The sequence below is a fragment of the Microbacterium sp. Leaf203 genome, assembly GCF_001421275.1.
Lineage (GTDB): Bacteria > Actinomycetota > Actinomycetes > Actinomycetales > Microbacteriaceae > Microbacterium > Microbacterium testaceum_A.
Genome location: NZ_LMKF01000022.1, coordinates 1,385,731 through 1,409,072, shown reverse-complemented (window position 1 = coordinate 1,409,072; position 23,342 = coordinate 1,385,731). Strand labels below are relative to the sequence as shown.

Genomic DNA, 23,342 nt, shown 5'->3' with positions numbered 1-23,342 from the left:
TCCGGCGGTGGCCTCAGGATGCCGGCGCAGCCAGCCCCAGCGCGGGCGCCAAGGCCGGGATCGCCCAGGCCAGACTGCCGTCGAGAGCCTCGCCGGTGTGCCCGGCTCCCTCGACGATGTGCGTCTGCACCGTGAATCCCGCGGCCTCCGCCGCCTTTGAGTTCGCGAGTTGCCCCGGGCCGTAGGTCTTGTCTTCGCTCCCCCACGTGAAGATCGCCGTGTGTCCGCTGAACGTCCCGGGCGACGCGGCCGCCATGACCACCGACGGCTTGTTCGCCTGGAAGGCCCCGGCATCTCCGTTGTACACGTCCTTGACCGTCTGATCGACGTGCTCCGACCCGGGGAACTCATTGCCCATCACGTCGAGCATCTGCCCCCACGTGCCGGGGTACTTGGCCCCGTACAGCGCGGCGCACGAGCCGCCGTTGGAGAACCCGCCGATGGTCCAGTACTTGTGGTCGGTGGTGATGTTGAGGTTCTTCTCGGCCCACTGCGGCACGAGCTGATTGATGTAGGTCGCGACGGCGCCGTATTTAGCGGAGTCGACGCACGTCGGATCGCGATCCGGTGCCGTCAGCTGGTCGACGACGATCGCGATGGGCGCGAGTCCCTTGTTCTTCGCGGCGAAGGCGTCGAGCGCCTTGGCCAGCGCCGTCGGGTCGGGGGAGCCGGGCTGGCCCATCATGAACACCAGGAGAGGGAGAGCGGGAGGCTTGGCGACCTGGGCCGCGGGAGGCAGGTAGAGCGACGCGTCGCGCGCGGCGTACTGCCCGGTGGGGATCTTCGTGCTCCCCGTCAGAGCGCTGACCGATCCCTTGGCCGGCATGTCGGCCGGCGGCTCCCACGTCTGGTACAGCGTGGCGGGGTCTTCGGCGACGGCGTCCTGCTGCGGCAGAGACGCCGGATCGAGGGCTTGGACGCCGAGGATCGCGGCGAGGTTGTGGGTCACCCCGTAGGAGGTGTTCACGCCGAGGATGCCCGCCAGCAGGGAGGCGATCACGGCGACGACGCCGAGGACGCGACGCGGCCACGGGGCGCGGAAGATCCCGACGATGCCGATCGCGACGGCGAGCATCGATCCCGATGCCCACCAGATGGCCGCGCCGGGCAGCGGACCCTGGAAGGTGTTCATCGCCTCGAGGATCTTCGCGACCGCGAACATCACGACGCCGGCAGCGATCCCGAGCACGAGCGTGCTCACGATCCGACGCGGGCGCCACACCACGACGGCGATCACGCCGAGGGCCGCGATGGTGGCGCTGATGAGCAGCATGGGGCTGTCGATCAGTTCGAACGACAGGATGAACTTGTTCACCGGCGTCCCTCCCAGGCGGTTCGGGCCAGTGCGACGATCTCGCGGCGTGAGGCGTCGGGCAGATAGGCACGTCCGACCGCGGCCCCGATGGCGGGAAGCTGCAGCGGATCACGGTAGGCGAGCGAGAGCGGGCGGTACCGGGGCCGGAACTTGCCCTTGAAGCGGAAGAGCGACGCGAAACCGTACGCCGGCTCGAGGACCTCGGCGAGCCAGCGCAGGAGTGCCCGGAGAGGCGCCGGGTCGCCGTCGACGGCTTCGTCCGGGTCGTCGGCGAGAGGAGCCCCCGACAGGCTCAACACCGTGGCCCCCTCTTCCTGCAGCTCGAGGGCGGCCTTCGCGATGAGGAACTCCATCATGCCGTTGGGGCCGTCCGTGCGCCGCCGCATGAAGTCGAGCGTCCAGCCCGAGATCTCGCCCGCCGTCCACGACGGCATCCAGCTGGTGACCGCCTCGATGCGATCGTCGGGGCCGACCGCCAGCAGCAGCCGCACGTCGCGGTCGCGGAGTTCGTCGAGGGAGCCCAGCGTGAAACCCATCTCGGGCAGGGCACGGTCGGCGACCCACTCCTCGTCGATGGCGATCACCTGCGAGGCCTGACCGACGCTCAGTTCGTGCCACCGCGACCACACGGCCGTGTATCCCTCGCGTTCGGCCCGGGTGAGGGGCTGACGCACTTTCTGCCAGCTCTTGCCGGCGAAGGTCAGGCCCGGAAGGTCCATGACCGTCTCGACCCCGACGGGGACGTGTCTCCACCCCAGGTCGACCAGATCGTCGAGGGTGTCGGAGTGGATGCTGTAGAACGCCGGGGTCCACCCGTGCTCGACGCAGTAATCGGTGAAGCCCCGCAGCGCCTCCGGGCGCCGCCCCTCGGGGGCGAGGGGGTCGCCGACCGCCAGTGCCACGTCGCCGCTCAGCCGGTAGGCGACGGCGCACTCCCGGTCGTCGGAGTACCAGTGGCTGTTCCCGGCCCAGGTGCCGAGGAAGCCGAGGGTGTCGCTCCCGCGTCGCAGCAGATCGCGGTAGTGAGTGTCGTCGACCGCGGCGGGGCGCCGCGAGCGCCGATAGAGCCACAGGATCGCGGTGACGACGATGGCCCAGAAGAGCACGCCGATCCACTGGTACGCGAACAGAGCGGGCCCGCTGTGCGGGAACGCCATGGACCCGCCCGGATGGGTGAAGGACGGGGGAAGGAACCGTCGCAGCGTCAATCCGAACAGATCGAGCACGGACACCTCCCGGTCGAAGGCGCGGTGCCCGATCGCCTCGACGACGAACAGCGTCGTCGCGCACACGACGAAGGCGAGGGTGACCACCACGGCGACGGTCCGCGCCGCGCGCGGGGTGGCGCGCACCGAGAAGCGCGCGCGGGCGACGACCAGGGCGGCGGCCAGCGCGAGGGGGATCACGATCGTCGCGACCGCCCACAGCACGTACTCCGCGCCGCTGCCGTCGACCCACGGGTCGATGCGCAGGCGACCGTCCAGCAGGGAGATGACGGGCAGGACGGCGGATGCCACGAGCACGAACTCCGCGACGATCCAGGCCGAGCGCCTCCCCTGCCGCAGCCCCCACGCGGCGACCAGGAGCAGCACGAGCGGCACGATCGCGAGGAGGGCGGGGCCCGCACCCCGGGTCATGAGGAGGCCGATCTGCTCGTCACAGACCGACGAAGCGACTCTGCCGCACTGCGCGAGCAGTTCGTCGTCGTATTGCGTGTAGGCGTCCACCACGAGCGAGAGCGGCCCGCGGCCTCCGCCGCTGACGAGCGCGACGATCGGGCCGCTGCCCACGACCGCGACCAGCAGGGCGAGGAGGGTCCGCGTCTCGCGCGTCGAACTGCGGTGCCACGACCGGCGCTCCCGGCCCCGCGCGAGCAGAGCCCCGACAAAGAGTCCGATGACCGCCGCCGACAGGCGGTACCAGGAGTCGGCGTCACCCGCGTAGAGAGCGAAGAGGGCCAACAGGGCGAAGCCGACCAGGCGCAGACGACGACGCCAGAGCGTCGGCGCGAAGGCCGATCCGGCCATGACGGCCCCGGCGATCGCCGTGGTCGGGTCGAGCACGGGGACCTCGGCCGCGACGACGGGGCGGAGATCGGTGATCGTCCAGGCGGCGGCGTGCAGGCCGATGCCCACGAGCAATCCGCTGAGGCCGATGGCGGCGAGGAACAGGCTCGTGCGCCGCGATCCGACCAGACGTTCGACGTACGCGAGCGCGGTCAGAGCGAGTAGCACCGACGAGAACGCGTCGATCGTCGAATCCGGCACGACGAGTGCTGTCAGCAGGGTCCACCAGCGGCCGCTGCCGAACGTGGCCAACGGCCCTGCTCCCCAGACCAGCGCGTCGTCGCCCCACAGCGACCCGGTCGCCGCGGCGGACGCCACGACGATCACCGCGACGACGATCGCCACCGGGTTGTGCGACAGGTAGCGACGTAGCGACGCGCCCACCCTCGTCAGGCGCGACGGCGGTCGGTCGGCGACCGGAGGAGCGGCGGATTCGGACATCGGCGAAAGCGTATTGCCAATTCCTATGAGAAGGCGTCAGTACCAGATGTCGAGCAGCGGGGTCGCCTCGGGGGTGAAAGCCCGGTCGACGGAGACGAGGACGTCGGCCCCTGACCGCACGAGTCCCGCGTGGGCGAGCTCCGTCGAGCGCACCCCGCCGAGCAGGAGCGAGCTCAGGGCGCCGACCGTCAGCTCGACCTCCGACGCCTCGCTTTTGTCCGCCCGGGTGACGACGGCTTCTCCGTCCGCGCCGACGCGCAGACGCCACGTTCCCTCGGCGAAGCCGAGCGGGTCGGCCACGCGGAGCACCACGTCGAGTGCTCCCGCGTACCGCCGCGAGCCCAGGGCCCCGGGCACATCGAGGATGCGCAGCCAGTGGTGGTCGGTGAGGGTCGCCGTCACGGCGCGACGGTCGGCGACCATCCACTGCACCGGCGGCACGGCGGGCTGCAGCCACGCTTTCACCCGACCGACGAGGTCGTGCTCGATCGCGAATCGCCAGAGGGCCGCGGACGCCTCGGCGTCGACGGCGAACAGGGCGCGCACTTCGAGCTCGTGCGCCGAGAAGTCGTCGCGCTCGTCGATCGTGTAGACGAGGATGCCCGTCTCGTCGCCGTCCGCGCCACGATAGGCGACCGCGCGGACCTTCTCGCCCGACTTGTCGCCGGGCGCGAGACCCGCGATCCCGCGCCACCGCCCGTCCCACCCGGGTACCGACCCGGGGCGCTGGATGCGCACTCGCTCGTGGACGGCCGCCACGCGATCCACGACTGCCTCGCGCGGCACGAAGTCGAGCCGCCCGGGTGCCGTCGAACCCGTCCAGCGGGCGCGGCCCGTGTCGATCTGCACGTCGGAGGCCCACGCGGCGGGCGAGAAACCCCAGCGCCCGTAGATCGTCGCCTCGGTGACGGTGAGGCCCGCGATGGCGAAGCCGGCCGCGGCCGCCGTCCGCAGTTCACCGCCGATCATCGCGCGCGCGATCCCCCGGCGACGGTGCGTCGCGGCCACCGTGACGGCGCTGATGGACCACAGCGGGGCGACGCGCCCCGGCGAGGTCGTCAGCTCGGAGGCCCACGAGTCGATCGTGCCGACCGGCACCGCGGGCTCGACGCCCCGACGGTCGTAGACCGCCGTCAGTCGGCGGGTCCGCAGGGTCTTGCGCGCGTTCTCGGCCTCGTCGTCGGTCGACTCCCCGCCCAGGAAACCCCGGGCGACCGCCCGCTGGAAGGGACGGAACCCCTCGCCGTCGGCATCCACCCGCTCGTATTCGAGCCCGGATGCGGCGAGGTCGGCGGCGGAGGTCGGGTCGAGGGGCAGCGTCAGAGTGTCGAGGGATGCCATGACCACAGCCTAGGGATCACCTCCGACACGCGGCGAGCGAACGTCCGCGACGTCAGTGAGTGGCCTGGATGGCGCGCAGGCGCGAGAGCACCTGGTCGCGGAGTTCGTCAGGCGCCGTCTCTTTGCACGCACGCGCGACCACCTCGGTCAGCGTCCGTGCCACGAGGGCCTCGTCCTGGCATCCGGGGCAGTTCTCGAGGTGCTCCCGGATGTCCTTTTGCTGGGTCTTGCAGACCTCGTTGCGGAGGTACTCCTCAAGGTCGCGTCGCGCCTTGTCGCAGCCGCAGTCGCTCATTTCTTCTCTCCCGTCGCGGCCTGGATGCCGCGCTCCTTGGCGTAGTCCGACAGCAGGTCGCGCAGCAGCCGCCGGCCGCGGTGCAGACGGCTCATGACCGTACCGATCGGAGTCTTCATGATGTCGGCGATCTCCTGGTAGGCGAAGCCCTCGACGTCGGCGAGGTACACCGCCATCCGGAAATCTTCGGGGATCGACTGCAACGCGTCCTTCACGACGGATGCCGGCATGTGGTCGATCGCTTCGGCCTCGGCCGAACGGGCGCTGCTCGCGGTGGTCGATTCGGCTCCGCCGAGCTGCCAGTCCTCGAGATCGTCGATCGCGCTCTGGTAGGGCTCGCGCTGCTTCTTGCGATACGTGTTGATGTACGTGTTCGTCAGGATGCGGTAGAGCCACGCCTTCAGATTGGTGCCCTGCGTGAACGTCGCCCACGAGCCGAAGGCCTTCACGAAGGTCTCCTGCACGAGATCGGCGGCGTCGGCCGGATTGCGCGTCATGCGCATCGCTGCGGCGTACAGCTGATCCATGAAGGGCAGCGCCTGCTCTTCGAACTGTGCGCGGGGCTCCGCCTGCGGGCCGGCGTCTGCGGTGTCGTTCATCGCGCGCCAGTCTACGTCGAGCGTGTCGGCGACCACCGGGATGGCCTCCGGCAGGCGGTCGCGTTCGAGAAGTGCGGTCACGTGTCGTCCCCTTTCAGTAGGCTAGGAACCGATGACTCCCCTCGGGTATTCCCTTTCCGCCGCCACTCCCCGCGGTGAGTGGGACGCGCCCGTGTCCGACGGCCCCCTGGATGCCACGGTCACCGTGCCGGGTTCGAAGTCGCTGACCAATCGCGAACTGATCCTCGCCGCGATCGCCGACGGCCCCGGCACGCTGCACGGACCGCTGCACTCCGACGATTCCGCGCGCATGGTCGACGCGTTGCGCGTCCTCGGCGTCGGAATCGACGAGATCGACACCGGCTCGCCGTTCGGCCCCGACCTGCTGGTGACCCCTCCGTCCTCGTTCACGGGCGACGGCACGATCGACTGCGGCCAGGCCGGAACCGTCATGCGGTTCATCGCCCCCGTGGCGGGCTTCGCCCGTGGCGACGTGCACGTCACCGCCCACGAGAGCGCACTGCACCGTCCGATGGGCGCCATGATCCACGCCCTGCGCGACGTCGGTGTCGACATCGACGACGGCGGCCACTGGGCGCTGCCGTTCTCGGTGCGCGGGCACGGACACGTGCGCGGCGGCGAAGTCGAGATCGATGCGAGTCAGTCGAGCCAGTTCGTCTCGGGGCTCCTGCTCGCGGCCGCGCGCTTCGACGTGGGGCTTCACCTGCGTCACGTCGGCTCGCGCCTGCCCAGCATCCCGCACATCGACATGACCGTCGAAGCCCTCGCCCACCGCGCCGTGCACGTCGAGCGCCCCTCTCCCGGCGAGTGGATCGTGCCGGCCGGCCCCGTGCGCGCGAAAGACGTGGCGATCGAGCCCGATCTCTCCAACGCCTCGCCGTTCCTCGCCGCGGCCATGGTCACGGGCGGCTCCGTCACTGTCACGGGCTGGCCGTTGCACAGCACGCAGCCGGGCGCTCTCCTCGTCGACATCCTCGCCGAGATGGGAGCCCGCGTCAGCCGTCGCGGCGGCGCCCTCACCGTGGCCGCCGGAGATGACGGCATCCTGGGTGTCGATCTCGACCTGTCCGCGGCGGGCGAGCTGGCGCCGACGCTGTTCGGCCTGGCGGCGTTCGCCGACGGTCCCACCACGCTCCACGGGATCGGGCACATCCGCGGTCATGAGACCGATCGCATCAGCGCCCTCGTCGGAAACCTCCGCTCGCTCGGCGGCGAGGCCCACGAGCTCGACGACGGCATCCGCATCGTGCCGCGGCCTCTCGTCGGCGGCGAGTGGAAGGCCCACCACGACCACCGTCTCGCCACCACCGGCGCCCTGATCGGTCTGCGTGTTCCCGGCGTGCGGATCGACGACATCGGAACCACCGCCAAGACCCTCCCCCAGTTCGCGGCGCTGTGGCAGGCGATGCTGCGCGCTCCCCGCGTGTGAGCGAGCAGCGACCGTGAGCTGGCTCGACGACGCCGACGACGACGAGGACGACCTCCGCTACGACGAGTCGTCCATCCGCGTCCGCCCCAATCCCAAGGCGAACAGGCCTCGGACGAAGCGGCGTCCCGCTCATGCCGACGCGCAGATCGCCCGCGTGCTCGGTGTCGACCGCGGCCGCTACACGGTCCTCGTCGACGAGGACGGCCCCGACGAACGTCGTGTGCTGGCCACTCGCGCGCGCGAGCTCCGCAAGCAGCCCATCGTCAACGGCGACCGCGCCCGCGTCGTCGGCGACCTCACGGGCGACGAAGGCACCCTCGGGCGCATCATCGGTCTTGAGGAGCGCACGTCGCTGCTGCGCCGCAGCGCCGACGACACCGACCAGGTCGAGCGCGTGATCGTGGCCAATGCCGACCAGATGCTTGTCGTGGTCGCCGCGGCCGACCCCGAACCCCGCGCCCGCCTCGTCGACCGTTACCTCGTGGCGGCGCTGGATGCCGGCATCCGTCCCCTGCTCGTCGTCACCAAGACCGACCTGGCCGACCCGACGGAGTTCCTCGCGCACTTCGTCGGTCTCGACCTGCGCGTGTTCACCAGCGCGCAGGGGCAGATGCCCCTCGACGAGATCGGCGAGGCCCTCGTCGGCCACTCGACGGTGTTCGTGGGGCACTCGGGCGTGGGCAAGTCGACGCTGGTGAACGCCCTCACGGGGTCGGAGCGCGCGATCGGTCATGTGAACACCGTCACCGGGCGGGGGCGTCACACCTCCTCGTCCGCGGTGTCGCTGCGGTACCGCGGACGCGCCGGCTCGGGCTGGGTCATCGACACCCCCGGCGTGCGGTCGTTCGGTCTCGGACACGTCGACCCCGCGCACGTCCTCGGCGCGTTCACGGATCTGGCCGAGGTGGCCGAGGAGTGCCCGCGCGGCTGCACGCACCTGCCCGACGCTCCCGACTGCGCCATCATCGAGGCGGTCGAGTCCGGCCGCCTCGGCCCCGGGGCCGCCGCCCGGTTGGACTCCCTGCAGCGCCTGCTGACGACGTTCCAGGGCATCGAGCGTTCTAGGCTGGAGGGGTGACGAACCTCGAAAAGGGCGACATCGCCCCCGACTTCACCCTCATCGACCAGGACGAACACCCCGTCTCGCTGGGCGACTTCCGCGGCCGCCGCGTGATCCTCTACTTCTACCCCGCGGCTCAGACGCCGGGATGCACCACGCAGGCGTGCGACTTCCGCGACAGCCTCGCCTCTCTCCAGGGCGCCGGGTACACGGTGCTCGGGATCTCGCGCGACACCCCCGAGAAGCTGCGCGCGTTCCGCGACAGCGACGGTCTGACCTTCCCGCTGCTGAGCGACGCCGACCACGCCGTGCACGAGGCCTACGGCGCGTGGGGCGAGAAGCAGAACTACGGCAAGACGGTCACGGGCGTGCTCCGCTCGACCTTCGTCGTCGACGAAGAGGGCAAGATCGTCGAGGCGATGTACAACGTCAAGGCCACCGGCCACGTGGCGCGTCTGCGCAAGACCCTCGGTCTCGCCGTCGCCTGATCCGCGGATGCCGCGACCCCGCCCCGCACGAGCGGTCGGCGGGGTCTTCGCGTCTGCGCCGTGACTCAGTCGTCGTCGCGACGTCGCGGCGCCGCCGCGCGCACCGCCAGCGCGAGCAGCACGAGACCGACGACGGCCGGCACCGCGATGAGCACGGCGATCGCCGGAGACGCCCACTCCCCCGTCACCGCGCCGATGGCGACCGAGAGGATGAGTAGTTGCGTGACGATCCCTCCGGATCGACCGGCCGAGACATCGCGGGCCGTGGCGACGCCGAAGGCACCGACGATGGCCGCACCGATCACGGTGAGGACGATGAGGGCGACCGAGCTCACCACCGAATCGGTGTCGCCGCCGACGAGGGCGACCGTCTGCCAGCCCGCGAGCGCCAGGATGCCGAGGCTTTCGAGTCCGAGCAGGACCGCGGCAGCGAGACGAATCGGCATCCGGAAAGCCTCCCCGGCGGGCGAATCCGCGCCGTTACGATCTGGAAACCTCGCGGTTACCTCTTGATCAGGCGGAATCGCTATGGGAGCATGGAACAAGCCGTGTGCTCCCACAGCGAAGTGGGGCGAGCAATCGCTCGCGTTCCCACCAGGGTACCGGACCCGAATCCCGGTGCCGAATCGACCAATTTTCTGTTACAAGGAGCACCCCTATGGATTGGCGCGACAAAGCAGCCTGCCTCACCGTCGACCCCGAACTGTTCTTCCCGGTCGGCAACACCGGCCCGGCGGTCGACCAGATCGAGAAGGCCAAGTCGGTCTGCGCTCGCTGCACCGTCACCGAGGTCTGCCTGCAGTACGCCCTCGAGTCCGGCCAGGACTCGGGCGTCTGGGGTGGTCTGAGCGAAGACGAGCGTCGCGCGCTCAAGCGCCGCGCCGCTCGCGCCCGCCGCGCCTCCTGACCTCACGGCATCCGCCGTTCGACGAAGCCCGTCCCTCCGGGGGCGGGCTTCGTCGTGCCGCGGTAGGGAGAGGCGCGCAGACCTCGCCCCGAGAACGGCGGGACTCCCGCGTACCCGCGAGCAACGCGATGCCTCAGGCGGACGAGCCGCCGATGTAGCGCAGCGGGATCTCGATGGTGACCTCGGTTCCGCTGCCCATCAGCGTGTGCCAATCGATGGTTCCGCCGAGCTCGCCCTGGATGAGGGTGCGCACGATCTGCGTGCCCAGGCCGCGGCCCACCTGGCCCTCGGGCAGGCCGACGCCCGTGTCGCGGACGCTGACCTCGAGCATCTCGCCGGTGCGTTCGGCGGCGATCTCGACGTCGCCCTCCTGACCGGCGAGCCCGTGCTCGACCGCGTTGGTCACCAGCTCGGTGAGCGCGAGCGCGAGGGGCGTGGCGAACTGGCTGGGCAGCGTGCCGAACTTGCCCGTGCTGCGCGTGCGCGCGCGGGTGTTGGGGGCCGCCGCAACCTCGGCGACGAGCTTGAGCACGCGCGCGAAGACGTCGTCGAAGTCGACGTTCTGCGCGAGGCCCTCCGACAGCGTGTCGTGCACGACGGCGATGGCCGAGACCCGTCGCATGGCCTGCGTGAGCGCGTCTCGCGCCTCGTCGGAATGCGTGCGCCGCGCCTGGATGCGCAGGAGCGACGCCACCGTCTGCAGGTTGTTCTTCACCCGGTGGTGGATCTCGCGGATCGTCGCGTCCTTGGTGATGAGCTCCTGCTCCTGGTGGCGGATCTCGGTGACGTCGCGGCTGAGCACGATCGCGCCGATGCGGTTGCCGCGATCGCGCAGGGGGATCGTCCGCAGCGAGACCTGCACGCCGCGCGCCTCCATGTCGGCGCGCCATGGTGCGCGCCCGCTCACCACGACCGGGAGCGACTCGTCGACGTCCTGTCGCTTCGCCGGCAGGATGCGAGCGGTGACCTCGGCCAGCGACTCGCCCTCGAGCTCGTCGTCGAAGCCCATGCGGTTGAACGCCGACAGCGCATTGGGGCTCGCGAAGGTCGTGATCCCGTCGACGTCGAGACGGATCAGCCCGTCCGACGCGCGCGGGGCTCCACGACGAGGTGCGGTCGGCGCGGACAGGTCAGGGAACTCCGCCGAAGAGATCATGCCGAACAGGTCGTCGGCGCAGTCGTTGAAGGTGATCTGCTGACGCGACGGCGTGCGCGTCTCGCCGAGGTTCGTGTGCCGGGTCAGCACGCCGACGGTCGTGACGGCGTTGCCCTCGCGCGAGAGCTCGCGCACGATCGGCACCGCACGCACGCGCGTGGGGGTCTCCTCGAACCAGTCGGGGGATGCCGAGTCGACGATGCGTCCGCTCTGGAACGCCTCGCGCACCTGGGTGCGCCACTGCGGACGGACGCGGTCGCCGACGATGTCGCGGTAGAAGAGCGTCGCCGCTCCCCCGGGCCGCGTGTGGGCGACGGCGACGAACGAGTCGTCGGGAGTGGGGACCCAGATGACGATGTCGGCGAACGCGAGGTCGGCGAGCAACTGCCCATCGCCCGCGAGCCGGTGCAGCCACTCGACGTCCGCCTCGCTGGAGCGGCCCTGGGCGTAGACAAGTTCACTGAGTGTCGACACCCCTCCACCCTAGGGGGAGCCTCCGACGCGGGCATCCGCACGAGGCGTCCGGCCGGCGCTCGGTGAGGCTGCGGGTGAGGTTCGACCGCCTCGAATGCGTCGGCAGGCTAAGGCGCGGGCGAGAGAAACCAACCCGTCCCCTCGAGGTCTCCTGCCCAGCAGGCCCGGGCGGTGCGCAGGGTGAGGTCGCGACGTCCGCACAACGGTGGACGTGGTGAGGCCAAGACGGAGAGGCACTCACCCCGCGGACGATTTACCGTGACGACGAACGTCGCACAATCGCCCGGAAGCGATCCCGTCCGGGTGGTCGCGCCAGCGCCCGACGATGCGTGCCGCGACCTCGAGGTCTGGGCTCCTCCGCGCCGGGACGCCGATCCCGAAGGCGTTCCCGCGTCCGCCGGCGAGCAGCCCGACATGCCGCGGAGAGCGTCCCTCTCGAGCGACCCGTGGGTGACGAGGTCCGTGGAGCTGAGGGGAAGAGTCGCGGTGTGGGACGGTCGGCGCTGCGACGAGAAGAATGACCGCGGCTCCTCCTCAACCTCACCCCGTCGAAAGCCCTCCACAGACACCGCGAAAACTCCATGGCCCGTGCGATGACTGTCCTACTGTCGGCCTCACCCCGACTCGCCGAACCTACGACGCACAGACAGAGGACCCATGCCCGAATCAGCACGGCGACGCGAACCTTCGCGGCGCGCCCAGCAGAACGCCCGTCCAGCGAGCAATCCGGGTCCGGAGCACGCCGCTGACGGCCTCCCCGCCATCGAGGTCTTCGTCGGCAACATGGTCCGCGGTGTCCTCGAGGTGGTCGCCGGCGTCCGTGACCCGGAGCAGTTGGCACGGTGGATGTCCGAAGAGGTCTACCGTGCGCTCCTCGTGCGAACGAGCCTCGCCGCCCGCGCCCGGAGTGCGCGAGGCGTTCAGATGTACCGCGCCGTCCACCATGTCCGCGGCATCCGCCTCTTCTCACCTCGGGAAGGTGCCCTCGAAGCGACCGTCATCGTCTCGGGTCGTCTGCGCACCCGCGCCATCGCCCTCCGGCTCGAGACGGTCGAGCGACGGTGGCGCATCACGGCGCTCCACCTGCTGTAAACGGCGACCGCCCGACGAGACCGCGCCGACCGTGCGGAGAGGTCCCCGCCCGCCCGGGGTCAGGGACGCCAGGACGCCAAGAAGTTGCCGAGACGCTCGATCGCGTCGGTGATGACGCGAGCCTCGGGGAGCGTGACGATGCGCACGTGATCGGTCGCGGGCCAGTTGAAGCCCGACCCCTGGACCAGCAGCACGTGCTCGGCCAGAAGGAAGTCGCGGACGAACTGCGCGTCATCCGGGATCTCATACACGTCGGGATCGAAGCGCGGGAAGGCGTAGAGCGCCCCCCGCGGCATGACGCACGAGACGCCCGGAATGGCCTCGAGGCCCTGCCACGCGGCATCCCTCTGCTCGTGAAGACGACCGGTCGGGGCGATGAGCGCGTCGATCGACTGCACCCCCGACAACGCCGCCTGCACCGCGAACTGCGCCGGCACGTTCGGGCACAGACGAGTGGATGCCAGCAGGTTGATGCCGTGCAGGAATCCCTGCGCGTGCTCCTTGGGTCCGGTGATCGCGAGCCATCCGGAGCGGTATCCCGCCACCCGATAGGTCTTGGAGAGGCCGTTGAAGGTGAGGCAGAGCAGGTCGGGGGCGATCGTGGCCATCGGGATGTGCACGGCGTCGTCGAACAGGATCCGGTCGTAGATCTCGTCGGCCAGCAGCAGGAGCGAGTGCTCCCGGGCGATGTCGGCGATGCCCTCGAGGATCTCGCGCGAGTACACCGCGCCCGTGGGGTTGTTCGGGTTGATGACGACGATCGCCTTGGTGCGGGGCGTGACCTTGGAGCGGATGTCCTCGAGGTCGGGCTGCCACTCGCGCTGCTCATCGCACAGGTAGTGCACGGGCGTGCCGCCGCCCAGGCTGGTCATCGCCGTCCACAGCGGATAGTCGGGGGCGGGGATGAGCACCTCGTCGCCCTCATCGAGCAGCGCCTGCATCGTCATCGTGATGAGCTCGGACACGCCGTTGCCCAAGAAGACGTGATCGGGGTCGAGGTGGGGGAAGTCGGGCTCCTGCTCGTACCGCGAGACGACCGCGCGACGAGCGGACAGGATGCCGCGGCTGTCGCTGTAGCCGTGGGCGTTGGGGACCGAGGCGATCATGTCGCGCACGATCTGGTGCGGAGCCTCGAAGCCGAAGATCGCCGGGTTGCCGGTGTTGAGCTTGAGGATCGAGTGCCCCTCGGCCTCGAGTCGGTCGGCCTCGACGAGGGCCTCCCCGCGGATCTCGTACAGGACGTCCTTCAGCTTGGATGACTGGTCGAGGGGGCGCAGCGGGCTCATCGGTTCAGGATATCCCCGGGCCGTCGCGGCCAATCGACACCGCGTGGACCCCTCGGTCGGGCCAGTCCCCCGACCGGCGGCCGGACGACGTACCCGGAAACAACGGATGCCGCGCCCCCGACCTCGGGGCGCGGCATCCGTCGTGCGATCACTTCTTCTTGGCTGCGCGACGATCGGCGCGGTTGCTCGCGGCGGGCTCGTCGCTCGGGGCCACCCGCTGCCCGAAGGCTCCGCGGGCGGCGGGGGCCTGCTCGGCAGCCGGCTCGGCCTGCTGCTCGGCCTGACGGAGGCGGTTGGTGGCGGCCTGCTGCACCTGACCGCGGTCGTTGCGGACCTCGACCTCGCCGGCGTCGTTGGCCGCGGAGTACTCGAGGCGCTGGGTCTCGACCGGCGTCGGGGCGAGGCCCTTCGCCTCGACCTGAGCCTCGTCACCCTCGACCTTGCGCACTTCGACCTCGAGGTTGTAGAGGAAGCCGACCGACTCCTCCTTGATCTGCCCCATCATCGACTGGAACATCTGGTAGCCCTCGCGCTGGTACTCGATGAGCGGGTCGCGCTGGGCCATGGCGCGCAGGCCGATGCCGTCCTTGAGGTAGTCCATCTCGTACAGGTGCTCGCGCCAGCGGCGGTCGAGGACCTGCAGCACGACGCGTCGCTCGAGCTCGCGCAGCGCCTGCTCGCCGAGGGCCTTCTCGCGGTTCTCGTACGCGATGCGGGCGTCGGAGATGATCTCTCGCTTGAGGCCCTCGGGCGTGATGCGACCCTTGTTGCCACCCGCCTCGGCCACGACCTCGTCGATCGTGACGCTCACGGGGTACATGGTCTTCAGCTCGGTCCACAGGGCGTCGAAGTCCCACGACTCGGTGTGACCCGAGCCGGTGTGGTCGTCGATGACGGCGGTGATCGCGTCCTCGATGAAGTGCTGCACGCGATCGGCGATGTCGTCGCCCTGGAGCATGTGACGACGGTCGGCGTAGATCGCCTCGCGCTGACGGTTCAGCACGTCGTCGTACTTCAGCACGTTCTTGCGCATCTCGGCGTTGCGCGCCTCGACCTGCGACTGGGCGCTCTTGATCGCGCGCGAGACCAGGCCCGATTCGATCGCGACGTCGTCGGGGAAGTTGGTGCGCGCGAGGATCGCCTCCGCCGCACCCGACTGGAACAGGCGCATGAGGTCGTCGGTGAGCGAGAGGTAGAAGCGGCTCTCGCCGGGGTCGCCCTGACGGCCCGAACGACCGCGCAGCTGGTTGTCGATGCGACGCGACTCGTGACGCTCGGTGCCCAGCACGTACAGGCCACCGGCCTCGACCACCTTCGCGGCCTCTTCGGCCACGGTGTCGCGCATGCTCTGGTACACGGTGTCCCACTCGGACTCGTAGGCCTCGGGGGTCTCGACCGGGTCGAGGTTCTTCGCCTTCATCTCCTGCACGGCGAGGAACTCGGCGTTTCCGCCGAGCATGATGTCGGTTCCGCGACCGGCCATGTTGGTGGCGACGGTGACGGCACCCAGGCGACCTGCGCGCGCGACGATCTCGGCCTCGCGCGCGTGGTTCTTGGCGTTGAGGACCTCGTGACGCACGCCCTTCTTCGCCAGAAGCCGCGAGAGGTACTCGCTCTTCTCCACGCTCGTGGTGCCCACGAGGACCGGCTGGCCCTTCTCATGGCGCTCGACGATGTCTTCGACGACCTGCGCGAACTTGGCCGTCTCGTTCTTGTAGACGAGGTCGGACTGGTCCTTGCGGATCATCGGCTTGTTCGTGGGGATGGGAACCACGCCGAGCTTGTAGGTCGACATGAACTCGGCCGCCTCGGTCTCGGCGGTACCGGTCATGCCGGCGAGCTTGTCGTACAGACGGAAGTAGTTCTGCAGGGTGACGGTCGCGAGGGTCTGGTTCTCGGCCTTGACCGGCACGCCCTCTTTGGCCTCGATCGCCTGGTGGATGCCCTCGTTGTAGCGACGACCCACGAGGATGCGGCCGGTGTGCTCGTCGACGATCATGACCTCGTCGTTCATCACGACGTAGTCGGTGTCGCGCTTGAACAGCGCGATCGCCTTGATCGAGTTGTTCAGAAACGAGATCAGCGGGGTGTTGGCCGATTCGTACAGGTTGTCGATGCCGAGGTAGTCCTCGACCTTCTCGATACCGGGCTCGAGCACGCCGATCGTGCGCTTCTTCTCGTCGACCTCGTAGTCGACGCCGGCCTCGAGCGTGCGGGCGAGCTTGGCGAACTCCGCGAACCAGCGGTTGGCTTCGCCGGATGCCGGGCCCGAGATGATCAGCGGGGTGCGGGCCTCGTCGATGAGGATCGAGTCGACCTCGTCGACGATGGCGTAGAAGTGACCGCGCTGCACGAGGTCTTCTTTGCGCCAGGCCATGTTGTCGCGCAGGTAGTCGAATCCGAACTCGTTGTTCGTGCCGTAGCTGATGTCGGCCTCGTACTGCTCGCGGCGCACCTCGGGGGTCTGTCCTGCGACGACCGTTCCCGTGGTCATGCCGAGGGCGCGGTAGACGCGACCCATGAGCTCGGACTGGTAGCTCGCGAGGAAGTCGTTGACCGTGATGACGTGCACGCCCTGGCCGGCGATCGCGTTGAGGTACGCGGGAAGCGCCGCGGTCAGCGTCTTGCCCTCACCGGTCTTCATCTCGGCGATGTTGCCGAGGTGGAGGGCTGCCCCACCCATGATCTGCACGTCGTAGGGACGCTGGCCGAGCGTGCGCTTGGCCGCCTCGCGAACGGCGGCGAAGGCCTCGGGCATGAGCTGGTCGAGCGTCTCACCGGCTTCGTAACGCGCGCGCAGCTCGACGGTCTCGTTGCGCAGCTCGTCGTCGGTGAGCTGCTCGTAGTCCTCTTCGAGCGCTCCGGTCGCTTTCACGACGCCCTGCAGTCGGCGCAGGATGCGGCCCTCGCCGGCGCGCAGCAGTTTCTCGAGCGGATTGGCCACGGAGCATCTCCATCTGTCGGGTGCGGCGCCCGCGTGGACGCCGGCCTGCGAACAGGCATACATCGCCCATGTTATCCGTGTTACCCGTTCGTGACCTGCGAGGAGGCCGCAATCCGAAAGAGGAGCGCGCGCCCGCAGCGAACACACGGCGACGCCGCCGAACCCGACGCCTAGGATCGACCCATGGCCGGTTTCTGGGGCAAGAGGAAGCGCGAAGAGCAGGACGCGGCGGATGCCGATCTGGCACGCCGAGCGGAGCTCGCGATCGTCGCGGCCGACGAACGCGTGCGCCTGACCTCGGACGAACTCGATTTCGCCCGCGCCGAACTCGGCGACAAGGCGACCGACGACCTCGCGGCGGCCCTCGACTCCGTGCGCACCCACCTCGCCGAGGCGTTCCAGCTGCACCAGCTGAACCACGACGAGATCCCCGACACCAAAGAAGAACTTCGCACGCGCAACGCCCGCATCATCCAGCTGTCGCAGTGGGCCGAAGACCTGCTCGAAGAGCGCACCCAGGTGCTCCAGCCCAAGATCGACGCCGTGCGCCGCGCCCCCGAGACCCTGGCGCGGGTGCGCGCGGATCGCGACCGGCTCGCCGAGCGCATCCCGAACGCCCGCGAGGTCGTCGACCGGCTGTCCCGCCGCTACAGAGATTCGGCGCTGGCACAGATCGGCGGCAACCCCGAAGAGATCGAGCAGTTGCTCGACTTCGCCGTGCACACCGCGGCCGTCTCGGAGCGCCGCCGCGAAGCGGGCCAGCGCGAGCAGGCGTCGGTCGCCCTCGAGGCGGCCACCGAAGCCGTTCGTCGGGCGGAATCGCTCCTGGATGCCGTGGACACCTTCGAGATCGAAGCCCTCCGCGCCGAGTCGACTCTCGCCGCCGTGGTCGACGACTCCCGCAACGACCTGATCGAAGCGCGCCTCGGCGCGCAGACGCCGGCCGTGGTCCAGGCCATGGCCACGCTGCAGCAGGCCTTGACCGCGCTCCCCGCCTCGGGATCGCGCAGCGATCCCTTCCAGGCGCTGTCGTCGCTGCGCCAGGCCAACGCCGATCTCGACCTCGCGCGCGAGCGTGCCGCCCGCCCCGTCCCCTCGCAGGATCAGGTGGAGCACGCGATCGACGACGCCGACCGGCAGATCGCCGTCGCCCGCGGCCTCATCACCGGTCACCGCGGATGGATCGGTGCCGACGCGCGCACCCGCTTCGTCGAGGCCGAACGCCTTCGCGCGGGTCTGCCGCTCGGTCCCGTGCCCGAGGACCGGCGCGAGACGGTTCTCGCGACCGCGCGGCGCGCCGGGTCGCTGGCATCCGAGGCCCTGCAGATCGCTCAGCGCGACATCGAGCAGTCCCGCCCGAACGACTGGGGCGGAGATAACCGCGGCGGCGGGTACGGCCGCGGGGGCGGAATGGGCGGCGGCAACATGGTCGGCGGCATGCTCGGCGGCCTCGTCATCGGCTCGCTGCTGGGCGACATCTTCGACGGCTGAGCCTGCCTTCCACGGCTCGCCCCGCACGACGACGCCCCCGGTCCGAGGACCGGGGGCGTCGTGTCGTTCTCAGGTCAGGATGCGACCCCGACGGCCGGGGCGGCCTGGGTCGCCAGCGCGATCACACCGTAGTCCCAGCCCTTGCGGCGGTAGACGACGCTCGGGTGATCGGTGCGGGCGTCGATGAAGAGGAAGAAGTCGTGGCCGACGAGTTCCATGCGGTCGACGGCGTCTTCGACGGTCATCCACTCGGCGCCGAACTCCTTCTGTCGGATGACCACGGGCGAGTAGTCCTCGTCGTCGGCACCGGTCTCTTGCACGGGCACCGAACCGGTCGCGACGGCACGCAGCACCTCGACGGAGGCGGGCTCGACGTCGATGCCGGCGAGCTCTCCCGTGCCCTTCTCGAACTTCGCGCCCCGGGGGTGGTTTCGCGCGTCGATGCGCTTGTCCTTCGCGCGGCGCACCTGCTCGGAGATCTTGTCGACCGCGAGGTCGAGGGCCGCGAACTTGTCGGTGTCGGTCGCCTCCGCGCGAACGACCGGGCCCTTGCCGTCGAGCGTGAGCTCGACGGTGTCGTCTTCGAGACGACCGTTGCGATAGGAGCGGTGGGTCACCTTGACCTCGAGCGCTTGAGCGCGCGGCGCCAGGTGCTCGATGCGACTGACCTTCTCTTCGACCACCGAGCGGAAACGATCGGTGATACCGACTCCCACGCCGACGATGTTGGTGTCCATCTGTGACCTCCTTGTTCCGGGTTCCGCCCGGTCTAAGGGCGGAACATCCGTCGCCTTCAGTCATCCTTACGCTAGTAGCCCGCCACCCCCGTGTCACGTCTCAATCACCCGGGATTCACCTTCGATGTTCCTGCGACGCGGCGTGTGCGCCAGCGCCACGGCGATCACCTCGTCCGCCCCCGCCGCGCGCAGGGCGCGTGCCGCCTCGGACAGCGTCGATCCGGTGGTCACGACATCGTCGACGACCACGACGACCCCGCCCGGCACCGGTCGGGCGGCGAAGGCTCCCCCGACGTTCTCGCGGCGAGCGCTGCGACCGAGTCCCCGCTGGTCATCGGTCGCGCGGGCCACCCGCAGCAGTCGCTCGTGCGTCCACCCCGCCCGCCGCAGCAGGATGTCGAGGGGGCGGAAGCCCCGTCGCCGGAAGGCCGCACGCGTCCCCGGCACGGTCGTCACGCGCGCGTCGGTAGGCACCGTGAGACGCAGCACGGCATCGAGCGCCGGGGCCAGGTCGCGCGCGAGGCCGGTCCGCCCCTCCTCTTTGAGCGAACGGATGACGCGGGCCGCGACCCCGTCGAACGCGAGCGCGCTCGTGACCGTCATCCCCGATCCGATGGCGCGGCGGATCGGGCTCGGGGCCAGGGCGTCACGGCATCCGGCACAGAGATCGGTGTCGACGACACCGCACCCGGCGCACGCGACGGGGAGCCAGAACGTCAGGGCATCTCGCAACGACGAGGTCAGGGCGGCGGACAGTGACATGCGCTCAGCCTGCTCCGCGGCGCGAGGGCTCCGCCCGCCCCGCCGCCCCATCGGGGCGGAACTGCCCGGACGAGCGCGCTGGGGAGAAGGGTCAGGAGGTCGTGCCCTGCTGGGCCGCGAGCACGCGGATGCCGGTCGCCACCAGGGTCCACGAGCTGCCGCGACGGCTGTAGAGGCGACCGGTGTCGTCGAGGACGCGGACGCTCGTGCTGCCGGCGGCGAGAGTCGTCGCGCCGTCCGGTGCCGCGGCCTCGGTGCCCCGGCCCCCCACATTGAGCTCGCGCAGACGGCTGGCGCCGTCGACATCGGCCAGAACTCCGACCGTGGTGTCGTCGAGCCACGCCAGATCGAACGCCCCCTGCTGCGCGAACGACAGCACGTGCGGAACCCCGAGATCCACCTCGCCGCCCTCGCGCTGGATGCCGGCCACCCACACCTCGCGCGTACCCGAGACCGTCACGATCGCCGCGACCCGTGTGCCGTCGCGCGAGATCTGCATCGCACTGATTTCGGAGGCATCGGGCCACGCGTTGCCCACGTTGCGCGGAACGCCCTCGGCCGTGATGACCCGCAGCTGCGTCGGAGCGGCGCTCGGCACGCTCCAGATCGCCCCCTCGGCATCGATCGTGGGCGCGATGAGCCCCGAGCGCTCGTCGAGGAGGAAGGTGCGCCCGTCGGCGAGCGCGCTCGCGACGGTGCCCTGCTGCGTGCGGACGGCCGCCAGGCTCCGATCGGCCTCGAGCTCCACCGAGGCCGGCGAGAGCGACTCGATCGCGTCGGAGAGCCCGCCGAGCGACTCGACCGTGTCGCCGGCGAGCGCGCCGAACGCCCCCGCCGTCGTGAGCACGGCCGGAGAGGGGTCGACGCGCGTGACGCGGACCGACACCTCGGACGCGGGGACGGGAGTGCCCTCGACCGTCATCTGGACGTCGCTGATCCCCGCCGTGACGAGACTCTTCGACAGCTGGGTCTGCATGCGGTCCAGCGTCGTCCGGTCGAGGCTCAGAGCGGCCCGCGGCAGCTGCACCTGGGCGACCCCGCTCGACGAGAGCGTCACCGACCGCCCCACCAGGGAGAGCTCGTCGGGGAACGCCGTCTTGACCGCCCCCGCGAGCCACGCACTCGGCTGACCGTCGACCAGGGCCGTCGCCACCCGGCTGGCCACCAGAGCCCGCGGGAACCAGCGGACGTCGGGGACGATGAAACTCCACGTGGGATCGAAGTACGCGATGGATGCCGACTGGTAGACGGTCGGGAACACCTCCTCGTACAGCACGACCCCGTCGGGCGCCGAGGTGATGCGCCACTGATCGTCGACGCGCGCGAGGGTGAACGACAGCGTCTCCGCGGTCCCCGAGGCGGTCGGAGCGTAGGCGCCGTTGGCATCCACTCCCGCCATCGTCGTGAGCGAGACCGTCACCCCGGTGCCGTCGGCGTTCGCAGTGGCGCGGCGATCGGCCAGACGGTCGATCGTGACGCGCGCTCGCGGATCCCACTGCGTCCCGGACGCCAGGAACAGCTTCGCCGTGGCCCAGTCGTCGGCGGGACCGGAGCCGGCGCGGAGGAACCCCTCCACGATCTCGGCGGGAGACGCGTCGTCCTGCGGCCCGTCGGGGACGAACGCGAAGGCCTGCGTGTCGTCGACCTGCGGGCCGCGACCGGGGTTGACGTACCCGGAGGTCGGCAGGCCCGTGCAGGCGGTGAGCACGAGGACGAGGGCGAGGCCGACGAAGGCGATAGCGCGTCTCATGTCGTCTTCCTCACTCCCGGACGGGTGGAGATGGGCTGTGTGAGCCCGAGGGCCTCCAGGGCCCCACCCTGCTCGTCGTCGGGGACGAGCGGCAGGGGCGAGCTGCTGACCGGCTCGCCGGCCCGCGGGAGCGTGAGCACGAAGTTCGAGCCGCGTCCCGGCTCCGACCAGACCGACAGGGTCCCCCCGTGCAGCTTGGCGTCGCCGAGCGCGATCGACAGGCCGAGGCCCGTGCCGCCGATGGTGCGCACGCGCGAGGGGTCGGCGCGCCAGAAGCGGTCGAAGACGCGCTCGACGTCGTCGGGCTGCATGCCCAGACCGAAGTCGCGGACGCCGAGGGCCACGGCATCCCGATCACTGTCGACCGACACCACGATCGGGCGTCCCTCCCCGTGCTCGATGGCGTTGCCGAGAAGGTTGCGCACGATCCGGCGCACGCGCCGGGCGTCCATGTCGACCGGGGTGTACCCGCCCGGCGCGACCAGACGCACGTCCGAACCGTGCCCCTCGGCGAGCTGCTCCATCGAGAGGATGACGTCTTCGGCGAGGTGGGCCAGGCTCGTCGGCTCGAGCTCGAGCTGCACGGACCCGGCGTCGTACCGGCTGATCTCGAGCAGGTCGGTGAGCAGCACCTCGAAGCGCTGCACCTGCGCGTGGAGGAGCTCGGCCGCGCGGCCGGTGGCGGGGTCGAACTCCTCGCGCTGATCGTTGATCATGTCCGCGGCGAGCTTGATCGTGGTCAGGGGCGTCCGCAGCTCGTGGGAGACGTCCGAGACGAAGCGCTGCTGCACGAGCGAGAGGTCGGCCAGCTCCTTGATCTGCGACTCGATGCTGTCGGCCATCGCGTTGAACGAACGGTTCAGGGTCGCCAACTCGTCCTCGCCGCGCACCGGCAGGCGCACGCCGAGGTCACCCGCGGCGAGCTTGGCACTGGTCTCGGCGGCATCCGCGATCGGGGTCGTCACCGATCGGAGGACGAACCACGCGATCGCACCGATCAGCAGGACCAGGACGAGCCCGACCACCCACAGCAGCACCTGGACGAACGCGAGGGTCTGCGAGGCGCTGGTGAGGTCGTATCCCATGTACAGCTCGTAGGAATCGACCCCGTCCTCGGCGGGGAAACGCAGTTGATGACCGACCAGGATGCCGGGAACCTCACGGCCGTCGTCGGCGGGCAGCGCCACCGATTGCCACCACTGCAGATCGGGACTCGACTGCACCTGCGTGCGCAGGGCATCGGTGACCATGCTCGACTCGAAAGCCGGGGAGATGAAGGGCTGCGGGGCCAGGGGCGAGGGCGGGCCGATGCGGTACAGCGCGATGAGATCGCTCGACGACTGCTGCGACAGGCGCGTCGCAATGCCGTTCATCAACGTCTGCGCGGCGGCGGGATCGGTCGAGTCGACGGCGGCGTCGAGGGTGGCCTGGGCCGCCGCGGTGGCGCGCTGGGCCTCGAGGAGCACCTGGTCCTTGCGGGCCGTGAACAGCTCGTTCTGGATGACGAGCGCCATCGCGACGCAGGTCACGAGGATGGTCGCCGCCGTGAGCGTCACCGTCAGCACGATGGTGCGGAACCGCAGCGAGCGGCGCCACAGGGTGGCGAGGCGGTCGCGCACCACGCGCCAATCCCGCCATCCCCGCACCCGTGGCCGCGGGAGGGTGCGCACCGCCCCCGTCATGAGGGG

The 23,342-nt window shown here is 70.4% G+C and carries 19 protein-coding genes; 6 read left to right on the top strand and 13 right to left on the bottom strand.

The window, feature by feature from the left end; all coding sequences use genetic code 11:
* Positions 1 to 13 precede the first annotated feature (13 nt).
* Genes ASE56_RS07715 through ASE56_RS07695 form a run of 5 tightly spaced genes read right to left on the bottom strand, consistent with a single transcriptional unit; the run spans position 14 to position 6,057 of the window.
* Positions 14 to 1,315 (bottom strand): esterase family protein, encoded by a 1,302-nt coding sequence (locus tag ASE56_RS07715; protein ID WP_056226917.1) that lies wholly within the window; start codon positions 1,313 to 1,315, stop codon positions 14 to 16.
* Positions 1,312 to 3,822, bottom strand: coding sequence for a bifunctional lysylphosphatidylglycerol flippase/synthetase MprF (locus ASE56_RS07710; protein ID WP_056226916.1), 2,511 nt, complete (start codon positions 3,820 to 3,822; stop codon positions 1,312 to 1,314). The genes ASE56_RS07715 and ASE56_RS07710 overlap by 4 nt, the downstream gene beginning before the upstream one ends.
* Before the next feature lie 36 nt (positions 3,823 to 3,858).
* On the bottom strand, positions 3,859 to 5,163 hold the full coding sequence (locus ASE56_RS07705) for a GNAT family N-acetyltransferase (protein ID WP_056226915.1): 1,305 nt from the start codon (positions 5,161 to 5,163) through the stop codon (positions 3,859 to 3,861).
* Positions 5,164 to 5,215: 52 nt separating this feature from the next.
* Entirely contained in the window at positions 5,216 to 5,458 is a 243-nt protein-coding gene (locus ASE56_RS07700; protein WP_056226914.1) for a zf-HC2 domain-containing protein, read from the bottom strand.
* Positions 5,455 to 6,057, bottom strand: coding sequence for a sigma-70 family RNA polymerase sigma factor (locus ASE56_RS07695; RefSeq protein ID WP_056228410.1), 603 nt, complete (start codon positions 6,055 to 6,057; stop codon positions 5,455 to 5,457). The genes ASE56_RS07700 and ASE56_RS07695 overlap by 4 nt, the downstream gene beginning before the upstream one ends.
* 112 nt (positions 6,058 to 6,169) lie before the next feature.
* Between ASE56_RS07695 and aroA the strand changes: the two genes are divergently transcribed.
* Genes aroA through bcp form a run of 3 tightly spaced genes read left to right on the top strand, consistent with a single transcriptional unit; the run spans position 6,170 to position 9,055 of the window.
* The gene (gene aroA / locus ASE56_RS07690; protein WP_056226913.1) at positions 6,170 to 7,507 is read left to right on the top strand and encodes a 3-phosphoshikimate 1-carboxyvinyltransferase; all 1,338 of its coding nucleotides are present in this window, start codon (positions 6,170 to 6,172) and stop codon (positions 7,505 to 7,507) included.
* A gap of 13 nt (positions 7,508 to 7,520) precedes the next feature.
* A complete protein-coding gene (gene rsgA, locus ASE56_RS07685) occupies positions 7,521 to 8,585 on the top strand; it encodes a ribosome small subunit-dependent GTPase A (RefSeq protein ID WP_056226911.1) in 1,065 nt (354 codons plus the stop codon).
* The gene (gene bcp, locus ASE56_RS07680; RefSeq protein ID WP_056226909.1) at positions 8,582 to 9,055 is read left to right on the top strand and encodes a thioredoxin-dependent thiol peroxidase; all 474 of its coding nucleotides are present in this window, start codon (positions 8,582 to 8,584) and stop codon (positions 9,053 to 9,055) included. Before rsgA ends, bcp begins: the two co-directional genes overlap by 4 nt.
* 65 nt (positions 9,056 to 9,120) lie before the next feature.
* On the opposite strand, the gene ASE56_RS07675 is transcribed toward bcp, so the two are convergent.
* The gene (locus tag ASE56_RS07675) at positions 9,121 to 9,501 is read right to left on the bottom strand and encodes a hypothetical protein (RefSeq protein WP_056226908.1); all 381 of its coding nucleotides are present in this window, start codon (positions 9,499 to 9,501) and stop codon (positions 9,121 to 9,123) included.
* A gap of 212 nt (positions 9,502 to 9,713) precedes the next feature.
* On the opposite strand from ASE56_RS07675, the gene ASE56_RS07670 reads away from it, so the two are divergent.
* Entirely contained in the window at positions 9,714 to 9,962 is a 249-nt protein-coding gene (locus tag ASE56_RS07670; RefSeq protein ID WP_013583608.1) for a WhiB family transcriptional regulator, read from the top strand.
* Between the two features lie 133 nt (positions 9,963 to 10,095).
* Here ASE56_RS07670 and ASE56_RS07665 read toward each other — a convergent pair whose 3' ends face one another.
* A complete protein-coding gene (locus ASE56_RS07665; protein ID WP_056226906.1) occupies positions 10,096 to 11,592 on the bottom strand; it encodes a sensor histidine kinase in 1,497 nt (498 codons plus the stop codon).
* Positions 11,593 to 12,249: 657 nt separating this feature from the next.
* On the opposite strand from ASE56_RS07665, the gene ASE56_RS07660 reads away from it, so the two are divergent.
* Entirely contained in the window at positions 12,250 to 12,684 is a 435-nt protein-coding gene (locus ASE56_RS07660) for an Rv3235 family protein (RefSeq protein WP_056226904.1), read from the top strand.
* 59 nt (positions 12,685 to 12,743) lie between these two features.
* Here ASE56_RS07660 and ASE56_RS07655 read toward each other — a convergent pair whose 3' ends face one another.
* Positions 12,744 to 13,970 (bottom strand): pyridoxal phosphate-dependent aminotransferase, encoded by a 1,227-nt coding sequence (locus ASE56_RS07655; RefSeq protein ID WP_056226902.1) that lies wholly within the window; start codon positions 13,968 to 13,970, stop codon positions 12,744 to 12,746.
* Positions 13,971 to 14,118: 148 nt separating this feature from the next.
* Entirely contained in the window at positions 14,119 to 16,914 is a 2,796-nt protein-coding gene (gene secA, locus ASE56_RS07650; RefSeq protein WP_056226900.1) for a preprotein translocase subunit SecA, read from the bottom strand.
* Positions 16,915 to 17,097: 183 nt separating this feature from the next.
* Between secA and ASE56_RS07645 the strand changes: the two genes are divergently transcribed.
* Positions 17,098 to 18,405 (top strand): hypothetical protein, encoded by a 1,308-nt coding sequence (locus ASE56_RS07645; RefSeq protein WP_056226899.1) that lies wholly within the window; start codon positions 17,098 to 17,100, stop codon positions 18,403 to 18,405.
* 74 nt (positions 18,406 to 18,479) lie between these two features.
* Here ASE56_RS07645 and raiA read toward each other — a convergent pair whose 3' ends face one another.
* The 4 genes from raiA to mtrB all read right to left on the bottom strand — a co-directional run bounded on the left by raiA (position 18,480) and on the right by mtrB (position 23,336).
* Positions 18,480 to 19,142 carry a ribosome-associated translation inhibitor RaiA gene (gene raiA / locus ASE56_RS07640; RefSeq protein ID WP_056226897.1) on the bottom strand — a complete coding sequence of 221 codons (663 nt, stop codon included), beginning with the start codon at positions 19,140 to 19,142 and terminating at the stop codon, positions 18,480 to 18,482.
* Between the two features lie 93 nt (positions 19,143 to 19,235).
* Positions 19,236 to 19,904 carry a ComF family protein gene (locus ASE56_RS07635; protein ID WP_056226895.1) on the bottom strand — a complete coding sequence of 223 codons (669 nt, stop codon included), beginning with the start codon at positions 19,902 to 19,904 and terminating at the stop codon, positions 19,236 to 19,238.
* A 91-nt stretch (positions 19,905 to 19,995) separates the two neighbouring features.
* Entirely contained in the window at positions 19,996 to 21,654 is a 1,659-nt protein-coding gene (locus ASE56_RS07630) for an LpqB family beta-propeller domain-containing protein (RefSeq protein ID WP_056226890.1), read from the bottom strand.
* A complete protein-coding gene (gene mtrB / locus ASE56_RS07625) occupies positions 21,651 to 23,336 on the bottom strand; it encodes an MtrAB system histidine kinase MtrB (protein WP_056226887.1) in 1,686 nt (561 codons plus the stop codon). Before mtrB ends, ASE56_RS07630 begins: the two co-directional genes overlap by 4 nt.
* Positions 23,337 to 23,342 lie beyond the last annotated feature (6 nt).

Bases quoted from the DNA above. Each gene is read 5' to 3' on its own strand.
- ASE56_RS07710 (WP_056226916.1), bottom strand. From the start codon at position 3,822: ATGTCCGAATCCGCCGCTCCTCCGGTCGCCGACCGACCGCCGTCGCGC.
- ASE56_RS07705 (WP_056226915.1), bottom strand. From the start codon at position 5,163: ATGGCATCCCTCGACACTCTGACGCTGCCCCTCGACCCGACCTCCGCC.
- ASE56_RS07700 (WP_056226914.1), bottom strand. From the start codon at position 5,458: ATGAGCGACTGCGGCTGCGACAAGGCGCGACGCGACCTTGAGGAGTAC.
- ASE56_RS07695 (WP_056228410.1), bottom strand. From the start codon at position 6,057: ATGAACGACACCGCAGACGCCGGCCCGCAGGCGGAGCCCCGCGCACAG.
- aroA (WP_056226913.1), top strand. From the start codon at position 6,170: ATGACTCCCCTCGGGTATTCCCTTTCCGCCGCCACTCCCCGCGGTGAG.
- ASE56_RS07675 (WP_056226908.1), bottom strand. From the start codon at position 9,501: ATGCCGATTCGTCTCGCTGCCGCGGTCCTGCTCGGACTCGAAAGCCTC.
- ASE56_RS07670 (WP_013583608.1), top strand. From the start codon at position 9,714: ATGGATTGGCGCGACAAAGCAGCCTGCCTCACCGTCGACCCCGAACTG.
- ASE56_RS07660 (WP_056226904.1), top strand. From the start codon at position 12,250: ATGCCCGAATCAGCACGGCGACGCGAACCTTCGCGGCGCGCCCAGCAG.
- ASE56_RS07655 (WP_056226902.1), bottom strand. From the start codon at position 13,970: ATGAGCCCGCTGCGCCCCCTCGACCAGTCATCCAAGCTGAAGGACGTC.
- ASE56_RS07645 (WP_056226899.1), top strand. From the start codon at position 17,098: ATGGCCGGTTTCTGGGGCAAGAGGAAGCGCGAAGAGCAGGACGCGGCG.
- raiA (WP_056226897.1), bottom strand. From the start codon at position 19,142: ATGGACACCAACATCGTCGGCGTGGGAGTCGGTATCACCGATCGTTTC.
- ASE56_RS07635 (WP_056226895.1), bottom strand. From the start codon at position 19,904: ATGTCACTGTCCGCCGCCCTGACCTCGTCGTTGCGAGATGCCCTGACG.
- ASE56_RS07630 (WP_056226890.1), bottom strand. From the start codon at position 21,654: ATGAGACGCGCTATCGCCTTCGTCGGCCTCGCCCTCGTCCTCGTGCTC.
- mtrB (WP_056226887.1), bottom strand. From the start codon at position 23,336: ATGACGGGGGCGGTGCGCACCCTCCCGCGGCCACGGGTGCGGGGATGG.